The organism is Micromonospora sp. M61 (genome assembly GCF_018070245.1).
Lineage (GTDB): Bacteria > Actinomycetota > Actinomycetes > Mycobacteriales > Micromonosporaceae > Micromonospora > Micromonospora zamorensis.
In genome coordinates, this window is sequence record NZ_JAGPYA010000035.1 from 61,100 (window position 1) to 70,656 (window position 9,557).

At 69.3% G+C, this 9,557-nt stretch carries 8 protein-coding genes and 1 pseudogene; all 9 read left to right on the forward strand.

Annotated elements, in window-relative coordinates; genetic code table 11:
* The first annotated feature begins 32 nt into the window (after window positions 1–32).
* A complete protein-coding gene (locus tag KBX34_RS20575) occupies window positions 33–557 on the forward strand; it encodes a hypothetical protein (protein WP_210926361.1) in 525 nt (174 codons plus the stop codon).
* 72 nt (window positions 558–629) lie between these two features.
* The gene (locus KBX34_RS20580; RefSeq protein ID WP_210926363.1) at window positions 630–1,472 is read left to right on the forward strand and encodes a DUF4097 family beta strand repeat-containing protein; all 843 of its coding nucleotides are present in this window, start codon (window positions 630–632) and stop codon (window positions 1,470–1,472) included.
* 32 nt (window positions 1,473–1,504) lie between these two features.
* Window positions 1,505–2,482, forward strand: coding sequence for an ATP-binding cassette domain-containing protein (locus tag KBX34_RS20585; protein WP_210793444.1), 978 nt, complete (start codon window positions 1,505–1,507; stop codon window positions 2,480–2,482).
* Window positions 2,479–3,267 carry an ABC transporter permease gene (locus KBX34_RS20590; RefSeq protein ID WP_210793445.1) on the forward strand — a complete coding sequence of 263 codons (789 nt, stop codon included), beginning with the start codon at window positions 2,479–2,481 and terminating at the stop codon, window positions 3,265–3,267. The genes KBX34_RS20585 and KBX34_RS20590 overlap by 4 nt, the downstream gene beginning before the upstream one ends.
* 798 nt (window positions 3,268–4,065) lie before the next feature.
* Entirely contained in the window at window positions 4,066–5,748 is a 1,683-nt protein-coding gene (gene araB / locus KBX34_RS20595) for a ribulokinase (RefSeq protein WP_179782957.1), read from the forward strand.
* Window positions 5,745–6,437, forward strand: coding sequence for an L-ribulose-5-phosphate 4-epimerase (locus KBX34_RS20600; protein ID WP_088947116.1), 693 nt, complete (start codon window positions 5,745–5,747; stop codon window positions 6,435–6,437). Before araB ends, KBX34_RS20600 begins: the two co-directional genes overlap by 4 nt.
* 149 nt (window positions 6,438–6,586) lie before the next feature.
* The gene (locus tag KBX34_RS20605; RefSeq protein ID WP_370452996.1) at window positions 6,587–7,591 is read left to right on the forward strand and encodes an ABC transporter substrate-binding protein; all 1,005 of its coding nucleotides are present in this window, start codon (window positions 6,587–6,589) and stop codon (window positions 7,589–7,591) included.
* Between the two features lie 186 nt (window positions 7,592–7,777).
* Entirely contained in the window at window positions 7,778–9,319 is a 1,542-nt protein-coding gene (locus tag KBX34_RS20610) for a sugar ABC transporter ATP-binding protein (protein ID WP_210793446.1), read from the forward strand.
* A pseudogene (locus KBX34_RS20615) lies at window positions 9,316–9,557 on the forward strand (ABC transporter permease); the annotation flags it as partial. The gene KBX34_RS20610 and the pseudogene KBX34_RS20615, both read left to right, overlap by 4 nt.

Sequence of the window (9,557 nt, forward strand, 5' to 3'; positions counted from 1 at the left end):
ATGTTGAGCCAAAGTGGTGCCATGATGGTGCCATGGAGCTGAGGTCATACGTCGAGAACCTGCGTGACGAGTTCGCCGTGGCTGCGGAGGGCGTCGACGCGGACGGCCGCGCGCTGGCCGAGCGGCTCTTCGCCCAACTGGAGGCCGCTACCCGACTCACCCTGCTGGAGGCACTGTCTGACGCAGCCGACGAGATCACCCGCGAGCTGGCACCGGGCTCGGTGCACGTCCGGCTGCGTGGGCGCGAGCCTGACTTCGTGGTCACCCCGGCCACCCCGCCGCTCGACGAGCCGAGCGAGGCCACCGGGCCGCAGGCACCCCCTGCGCCGGTGCTCCCACCGGACGGCGACGACGGCGGCACCTCACGGATCAACCTCCGGCTCCCCGACCACCTGAAGGCCAGCGTCGAGGAGGCCGCCGGGCGAGCCGGGCTGTCGGTCAACGCCTGGCTGGTGCGAGCTGTCGCCGCTGCCATCGGGGCGGGCGACACCGAACGTCGTCCACCCCGGCGGGTGGAGCCGCGCTCCGGGCAGCACTTCACCGGCTGGGCCCGCTGACCCCCCGTACCCCTTTGTTTTCGCGCCGCTGACCAGCGGCGACATTCACCGACCACCTTTCGGGAGACCACCATGCCTGTTTTCGAAACGCCAGAGCCCATCTCCGTCCAGATCGAGTTGCCCGTCGGGGATGTCTGGATCAGCGCGACCGACCGCACCGACACGGTGGTGACGGTGCGGCCCCGCGACCCGTCGAGCAGGGCCGACGTGAGCACCGCCGAACAGTGCACCGTCGAGTACGCCGCCGGAAAGCTGCTGATCAGGGTGTCGAAGAGTTGGCGCCGCTACGGCTTCGGCCCCGGCCCGTCGGTCGACGTCCTGATCGAGTTGCCGACCGGGTCGCGGGTGCACGCAGAGTCCTCGTGGGCGGCATTCCGCTGCGAGGGCCGGCTCGGCGAGTGCCGGATCAAGACCGGAAGTGGGATCCGGCTCGACGAGACCGGCCCGCTGGACATCGACAGCAGCCACGGTGAGGTCGCCGTGGAGCGCGTCGCCGGTGACGCCCGGGTGAAGGCTTCGTCCGGCAAGGTGCGCATCGGTGCGGTCGACGGCACCGCCGAGATCAAGAACTCCTCCGGCGACTGCTGGATCGGCCGCAGCGGCGGCGACGTGCGGGTCAACACCGCCTACGGCGACATCACCCTCGACACGTCGACGGCCTCGGTGACGGCACGCACCGCCTACGGCAACCTCCGGCTGGGCGAGGTCGCACGGGGATCGATCGACCTGAACACCTCGTACGGGGCCATCGAGGTCGGCATCCGTCGGGGGACCGCCGCCTGGCTCGACGTCAGCTCCAAGCACGGCCGCGTACACAACGCCCTGGAAACCGCCGACAGCCCGGCGCAGACCGACGAGACGGTCGAGGTCCGGGCGAACACCGCCTACGGCGACATCATGATCCGCCGCGCCTGATCCGCTGCCACACAGACCGCAAAGAGGAGACCATGACCAGCTCCACGAAACCCGCAATCGTCGCCACCGACCTGCGGAAGTCCTACGGTGACAAGGTCGTGCTGGACGGCATCGACCTCATGATCACCGAGGGAACGATCTTCGCGTTGCTCGGCCCCAACGGTGCCGGCAAGACCACCACCGTGCAGATCCTCTCCACGCTGATCAACGCTGACGGCGGCAACGCCCGCGTCTTCGGCCACGACCTGGCCCGAGAGCCCAACGCCGTACGCGAACTGATCGGCGTCACCGGCCAGTTCTCCGCCGTCGACAACCTGCTCACCGGGCGAGAGAACCTGAGCCTGATGGCCGACCTGTGTCACCTGGACAAGGCGGCCGGCCGGCGACGGATCGCCGACCTGCTCGACCAGTTCGACCTGGTGGAGGCGGCGGGCAAGCCGGTGTCGACGTACTCCGGCGGCATGCGCCGACGGCTCGACCTCGCGATGACCCTGGTCGGTGAGCCCCGCGTCATCTTCCTCGACGAGCCGACCACCGGCCTCGACCCGCGCAGCCGCCGGGCCATGTGGCAGATCATCCGCAACCTCGTCGCCGAGGGCGTCACCATCCTGCTCACCACGCAGTACCTGGAGGAGGCCGACCATCTCGCCGACCGCGTCGCCTTCCTCGACCACGGCCGGCTGATCGCCGAGGGCACGCCGCGCGAACTCAAGCGGCTCATCCCGGGCGGCCACGTCGTGTTGCAGTTCGCCGATCAGGAAGGGCTCGACTCGGCGGCCCAAGCGTTCGCCGCCGCCACCCGCGACGACGCCGCGCTCACCCTCCAGGTGCCGAGTGACGGCGGGGTCGGCACGCTGCGGTCCCTGCTCGACCAGCTCGATCGCGCCTCCATCACCGTGGCCGGGCTCTCCGTGCACACCCCCGATCTCGACGACGTCTTCCTCACCCTCACCGGCCAGCCGGACACCCGCGCCGGCCGCCCCGACCACGAAAGGGCTCCAGCGCGATGAGCACCCTCTCCCTCGCCGTCCGTGACTCGAGCACGATGCTGCGGCGCAACCTCCTGCACATGCGGCGCTACCCGTCGATGACCCTGCTGCTCGTCGGCGTCCCGGTCATCACCCTGCTGCTCTTCGTCTACGTCTTCGGTGGCACGCTCGGTGCCGGCCTCGGGCCGACCGGCGACCGTTCCCAGTACGCCAACTACGTCACGCCGGGCATCCTGCTCATCACCGTGGCCAGCGCGGCGCAGGGCACCGCCATCTCGGTCGCGATGGACATGACCGAGGGCATCATCGCCCGGTTCCGAACGATGGCGATCTTCCGACCGTCGGTCCTCACCGGACACGTCCTGGGCAGCCTGGTCCAGACCCTGCTCAGCCTCGCGGCCGTCACCGGTGTGGCGCTGCTCGTCGGGTTCCGGCCCACGGCCAACCCGGTCGAGTGGCTCGCCGCCATCGGCGTCCTCTCCATGATCACCTTTGCGCTGGCCTGGCTGTCGGTCGCCCTCGGCCTGGTCAGCGACAGTGTCGAGACGGCCAGCAACCTGCCCATGCCACTGATCCTCCTGCCGTTCCTCGGCAGCGGGTTCGTCCCCACCGACTCCATGCCCACCGTGGTTCGATGGTTCGCCGACTACCAGCCCTTCACGCCCGTCATGGAAACCCTCCGCGGCCTGCTCCTCGGCACCGGGATCGGTGCCAACGGGATCATCGCGGTGATCTGGTGCGTCGTCATCAGCGCGCTCTCCTTCCTCTGGGCCAAGACCCTCTACAACCGCAGTCGAGCGACCTGATCCTGACCGGCGCCCGATGTCCCCGCCATCGCGACGGACAGCCGGCGGCTCGGCCCACTGGGCCGAGCCGGGGGCCGCGCCCCCCGGCTGTCCACGTCGCGCGGGACGGGGTCGAGGTGGTGCAGGGCTGGCGGCGTCGCGAAGGCTTGACCGACTCGGGTTTCATGAATTCGGCCCTGTCGCCGCGCCTCGGATCCCCCGATTTCAATGAACGCGAGTGGATCTACCAGGTCGCACGACGTGGCCACGCCACTGCCAGCGTCGCGCCACGGCGCCGCGCGCGGGAGGCCGATCGTGAGCCGTCCGTCCGACCCGAGGGCACGCGACCGACGCAGCCATCACTGAAACGTCGAATGTTATCGATAACACCCGCCGGGTGTCCGATCATGAGATGCGCCGGTCGCCCGCCGGGGCGCTCGCCGATGAGCCCGCGCGACCGTCGGCTCCGGTTCCATAGATCTGATCGACAGATCGCGCAGCCTCGATGATGTTATCGCCAACATCATCGGCGAGCGGCACGCGGTCGCCGTCGGACGGCCGTCTCGTGGTGGCGGAGGGTGGGACCTTGTCGTCCGGCCCGCCGAGAGGCATCCGGGCGGCGGCCGGTCCGCGCGGCAGCCCCACCCGGAGTGCAGAGGAAAGGCCTGGCACTGGATTCGCGCCTTTTGCGCCGATCCGTTATCGACCCTCCCGAGTCGGCCCACCTTTGGCGTTCCGTTACGGAGCTGTTGCGGGTAGATGTCTTGACGAGGCTGGATGTGAGCGTTAACACTATCCCCGTTAACGGTGGAGGTGAACATGAACCGTGTGGACGGAGCAGGCGACCGCTATGTCGTCGGTGTCGACTACGGCACCCTGTCCGGGCGCGCTCTGGTGGTCCGTGTCGGTGATGGTGCCGAGTTGGGGACCGCGGTGCACGAGTACGGCGACGCAGTGATCAGCACGGCGCTTCCGGGAGGTCGACCGCTTCCCCCGGACTGGGCCCTGCAGAACCCGGAGGACTACCGCGACGTGTTGCGGTACGCCGTCCCGGCGGCGGTGTCCGCCGCAGGGGTGGATCCGGCCGCGATCGTCGGCATCGGCATCGACTTCACCGCCTGCACGGTGCTGCCGACGACCGCCGACGGCATCCCGCTCTGCGAGGATCCCGAGCTGCGCGACCGGCCGCACGCCTGGGTCAAGCTGTGGAAGCACCACGCGGCGCAGACGCACGCCGACCGGATCAACGCGCTGGCCCACGAGCGGGCCGAGCCGTGGATCGGCCGGTACGGCGGCAAGATCTCCGCCGAGTGGCAGTACGCCAAGGGGCTCCAGATGCTGGAGGAGGACCCCGAGGTCTACCACCGCGCCGAGCGCTTCATCGAGGCGGCCGACTGGATCGTCTGGCAGCTCTGCGGCACCGAGACCCGCAACGTCTGCACGGCCGGTTACAAGGGCATCCTTCAGGACGGTCAGTACCCCAGTGAGGACTTCCTGACCGCGCTCAATCCCGGGTTCGGCGACTTCGTGACCAAGCTGGACGGTCCGTTGCTGCCCCTGGGCGCCCGGGCCGGCTCGCTCACCGCGCGGGCCGCCGCCTGGACCGGCCTGCCGGAGGGGATCGCGGTCGCCGTCGGCAACGTCGACGCGCACGTCACCGCGGCGTCCGCGCAGGCCGTGGAGCCCGGCCGGCTCGTCGCCATCATGGGCACCTCGACCTGTCACGTGGTCAACGGCGCCCAGGTCGCCGAGGTGGCAGGTATGTGCGGTGTCGTGGACGGCGGCATCAGCCCCGGCGCGTGGGGTTACGAGGCCGGGCAGAGCGGTGTCGGCGACATCTTCGGCTGGTTCGTCGAGCACGCGGCTCCGGCCGGCGTCGACTCGCACGAACGCCTCACCGAGCTGGCCGCGAGCCAGCCGGTCGGCGCGCACGGTCTGATCGCCCTGGACTGGTGGAACGGCAACCGTTCACTGCTGGTCAACCACGACCTCAGCGGGATGATCGTCGGAATGACCCTGGCCACCCGGCCGCAGGACATCTACCGGGCGCTGCTGGAGTCCACCGCGTACGGCACTCGGATGATCATCGAGGCGTTCGTCGAGGCCGGAGTCGCGGTGAACGACCTCGTGATCGCCGGCGGCCTCACCAACAACGCGCTGCTGATGCAGATCTACGCCGACGTGACCAAGCGGCCACTGAACATCATCGCCTCGACGCAGGGGCCGGCGCTGGGATCGGCGATCCACGCCGCCGTGGCAGCCGGCGAGTTCCCCTCGGTCCACGAGGCGTCGCAGGCGATGGGTCGGGTGCACGAGGCCGTGTACCGACCGGATCCCGAGCGGGCGCGTGCCTACGACGCCCTCTACGCCGAGTACCGGACGCTGCACGACCACTTCGGTCGCGGCGGCAACGACGTCATGCTGCGCCTGCGGGCTATCCGCAACGCGGCAGCCGGAACCGCTGCGGCCGCACCCGAGGCCGCGTTGGAGGTGGTCGCATGAGCACTGAGGTGACCGGACAGATCCGTGAGCTGCGCGAGACCGTCGCACGCCTGCACTCCGAGCTGACCCGGTACGGCCTGGTCGCCTGGACGTCCGGCAACGTCTCCGCGCGGGTTCCCGGCCAGGACCTCCTGGTGATCAAGCCGAGCGGCGTCAGCTACGACGACCTCACCGCGGACAACATGGTGGTGTGTGACCTCGACGGCGCTCTCGTCGAGGGCGACTTCGCCCCGTCCAGTGACACCGCCGCGCACGCCTACGTCTACCGGGCCATGCCCGAGGTCGGTGGGGTCGTGCACACGCACAGCTCGTACGCCACCGCGTGGGCCGCCTGCGGCGAGGCGATCCCGTGCCACCTCACCGCCCAGGCCGACGAGTTCGGCGGGGAGATCCCGATCGGCCCGTTCGCTCTGATCGGCGGTGACGACATCGGCAAGGGCATCGTCGCCACGCTGGCCGGTCACCGCTCGCCTGCGGTGCTGATGCAGAACCACGGCGTCTTCACCATCGGGCGCGACGCCCGCGCCGCGGTCAAGGCCGCGGTCATGTGCGAGGACGTGGCCCGTACCGCGCATCTGGCCCGCGCACTGGGGCAGCCCGTGCCGATGGCGCAGGCAGACATCGATGCTCTTTATGACCGTTACCAGAACGTCTACGGTCAACAACCAGTCGCACCCGCGGGTTCCTGACCATTTCGGCCAGGTCGAAGCCCGCTGGTCTGCACCACCGATGCACCACCGACGCACCAGCACGCACCAGTACGCACCACCCGCGTACGCCGCTCTTTCGCACCTCGGCGGTTGGCGCGGTTTCCCACCACATGAGCCAAGGAGATCCGATGAGAAAGATGCGAACGCAGTCCGCTCCGTGGCGCGCTGCCGCGGTCCTCGCCAGCGTGCTGCTCGTCGGCGGCGTGGCGGCCTGCGGCAACAGCGACACCGGCGGCGGCGGTTCCAAGGACGACGGCAAGATCACGATGGGCTTCTCCCAGGTCGGTGCGGAGAGCGGCTGGCGTACCGCGAACACCACCTCGATCAAGGATGCCGCCGCTGCGGCCGGGATCGAGCTGAAGTTCGACGACGCTCAGCAGAAGCAGGAAAACCAGATCAAGGCGATCCGCAACTACATCCAGCAGAAGGTCGACGTGATCGCCTTCTCGCCGGTGGTGGAGTCCGGGTGGGACACCGTGCTCAAGGAGGCCAAGGACGCCGACATCCCGGTCATCCTGACCGACCGCTCGGTGGACTCGGCCGACAAGAGCCTGTACAAGACCTTCCTCGGCTCGGACTTCGTCAAGGAGGGCCGGCTCGCGGGTGAGTGGCTGGTCGAGCAGAAGAAGACCGCCTCGGGCCCGGTGAACATCGTCGAGTTGCAGGGCAACACCGGCGCGGCGCCGGCGAACGACCGCAAGAAGGGCTTCGCCGAGGCCATCGCCGCCAACCCGAACCTGAAGGTCATCGCCTCCCAGCCGGGTGACTTCACCCGCGCGGGCGGCAAGCAGGTCATGGAGCAGTTCCTCAAGGCCAACCCGAAGATCGACGTGTTGTTCGCGCACAACGACGACATGGGCCTGGGCGCACTCGAGGCGATCACCGCTGCCGGCAAGGTGCCCGGCAAGGACATCACCATCATCACTGTCGACGCTGTCAAGGACGGCATGCAGGCTCTCGCCGACGGGAAGTTCAACTTCATCGCGGAGTGCAGCCCGCTGCTCGGCCCGCAGCTGATGGACCTGGCCAAGAAGGTGCACGCTGGCGAGCAGGTGGCGCCTCGGATCGAGACCGAGGAGACCACCTTCACCCAGGAGCAGGCCAAGGAAGCACTGCCCAACCGCAAGTACTGACCGACGCCGGGGTCGCCGCGCTCGCGTGGCGGCCCCGCCGCGTCGTCCCCCTACCCGCAACGGACCGGGCATGGCCCGCGACCATCCCGCAGCACGCCCGCCCGGGCGATCCCCAGGGACGACCGGGCGGGCGCACGGGGCGGTGGCGGCCCTTCCGTGTCGACAACCCAGAAGAGGTCTGATGGGATGACGGATAGCCGTCCGGTCCTGACGATGACCGGGATCAGCAAGTCCTTCCCCGGGGTGCGCGCACTCCACGACGTCAACTTCCGGCTCTTTCCCGGCGAGGTGCACGCCCTGATGGGCGAGAACGGCGCCGGCAAGTCGACCCTCATCAAGGTGCTGACCGGTGTCTACGACACCGACGAGGGCACCATCACCCTCGACGGCGAGCCGGTCTCCTTCAGCGGGCCGATGCAGGCGACCGCCGCCGGGGTGAGCACGGTCTTCCAGGAGGTGAACCTCTGCACCAATCTCTCGGTTGCGGAGAACATCTTCATCGGCCGCGAGCCCCGGCGACTCGGCGCCGTGCACTGGGGTGAAGTTCGCCGCCGGGCCCGGGCGCTGCTTGCCCTCCTCGACCTCGACCTCGACGTCAGTGCGCCGCTCGGCTCGTACTCCCTGGCTATCCAGCAGATGGTCGCCATCGCCCGCGCGATCGACATCAAGGCTCGGGTGCTGATCCTGGACGAGCCGACGTCCAGCCTGGACGCCGGCGAGGTGGCCCAGCTGTTCCGCATCATGCGGCACCTGCGTGACGAGGGCATCGCGATCCTCTTCGTGACCCACTTCCTCGACCAGGTCTACGAGATCGCCGACCGCATCACGGTGTTGCGCAACGGTGGGCTCGTCGGCGAGTACCTGACCACCGAGCTGCCTCAGCTCTCCCTGGTCGAGAAGATGATCGGCAAGGAACTCGACGTCCTCGAAGGCATCGAGGAGCACTCCCGCCGGGACCTGGCCGCGCTGGAGGAGGGCACCCCACTGGTGGCGGTGTCGAACTTCGGCCGGGCGGGGGCGGTCGAGCCGTTCAGCCTCACCATCCACGCTGGCGAGGTGGTGGGCCTGGCCGGCCTGCTGGGCTCCGGGCGTACCGAGGTGGCGCGGCTGTTGTTCGGCGCCGACCGGACCGACGGCGGTCAGGTCGCGGTGGACGGCACGGCGAGCAGCCTGCGCACCCCCGCCCAGGCCATCGACCATGGCATCGGCTTCTGTTCGGAGAACCGTCGCGCGGAGGGCATCGTCGCCGACCTGTCGGTCCGCGAGAACATGATCCTCGCCATGCAGGCCGCCCGTGGCTGGTTGCGGCCCATCCCGCGTCGCCGGCAGGACGAGCTGGTCGACAAGTACGTCAAGGCACTCAACATCCGGCCGGCGGACCCGGAGGTGCCGGTCCGCAACCTCTCCGGTGGCAACCAGCAGAAGGTGCTCCTGGCCCGGTGGCTGATCACCGAGCCGCGACTGTTGATCCTCGACGAACCGACCCGGGGCATCGACATCGGCGCGAAGACCGAGATCCAGAAGCTCGTGACCCAGTTGTCCGACGGCGGCATGGCGGTGCTGTTCATCTCCGCCGAGCTGGAGGAGGTGCTGCGCCTCAGCCACAAGGTGGCCGTGATGCGGGACCGGCAGATGGTCGCGCAGCTCGCCAACGACGACACCCTGGACGCGGACCGCATCATGCAGACGATCGCCAGCGGGTCCCACCGGGAGGAGGCAGACCGATGAACGCCACCATGGGCCGCTACCGGGCGGTGACCGGTCACCGGTTGTTCTGGCCCGTCGCCGTGCTGGTCGTCATGCTCGCCGCGAACACGATCTACCGGCCCGGGTTCCTGTCGATCGAGCTCAAGGACGGGCACCTGTACGGCTCGCCGATCGACATCCTGCGGCTGAGCGCACCACTGATCCTCGTCGCGCTGGGGATGACCCTGGTCATCTCGACCGGCGGCATCGACCTGTCGGT

Excerpts from the sequence above, each read along its gene's own strand:
- araB (WP_179782957.1), top strand. The coding sequence starts at position 4,066 with ATGAACCGTGTGGACGGAGCAGGCGACCGCTATGTCGTCGGTGTCGAC.
- KBX34_RS20585 (WP_210793444.1), top strand. The coding sequence starts at position 1,505 with ATGACCAGCTCCACGAAACCCGCAATCGTCGCCACCGACCTGCGGAAG.
- KBX34_RS20610 (WP_210793446.1), top strand. The coding sequence starts at position 7,778 with ATGACGGATAGCCGTCCGGTCCTGACGATGACCGGGATCAGCAAGTCC.
- KBX34_RS20580 (WP_210926363.1), top strand. The coding sequence starts at position 630 with ATGCCTGTTTTCGAAACGCCAGAGCCCATCTCCGTCCAGATCGAGTTG.
- KBX34_RS20590 (WP_210793445.1), top strand. The coding sequence starts at position 2,479 with ATGAGCACCCTCTCCCTCGCCGTCCGTGACTCGAGCACGATGCTGCGG.
- KBX34_RS20575 (WP_210926361.1), top strand. The coding sequence starts at position 33 with ATGGAGCTGAGGTCATACGTCGAGAACCTGCGTGACGAGTTCGCCGTG.
- KBX34_RS20605 (WP_370452996.1), top strand. The coding sequence starts at position 6,587 with ATGAGAAAGATGCGAACGCAGTCCGCTCCGTGGCGCGCTGCCGCGGTC.
- KBX34_RS20600 (WP_088947116.1), top strand. The coding sequence starts at position 5,745 with ATGAGCACTGAGGTGACCGGACAGATCCGTGAGCTGCGCGAGACCGTC.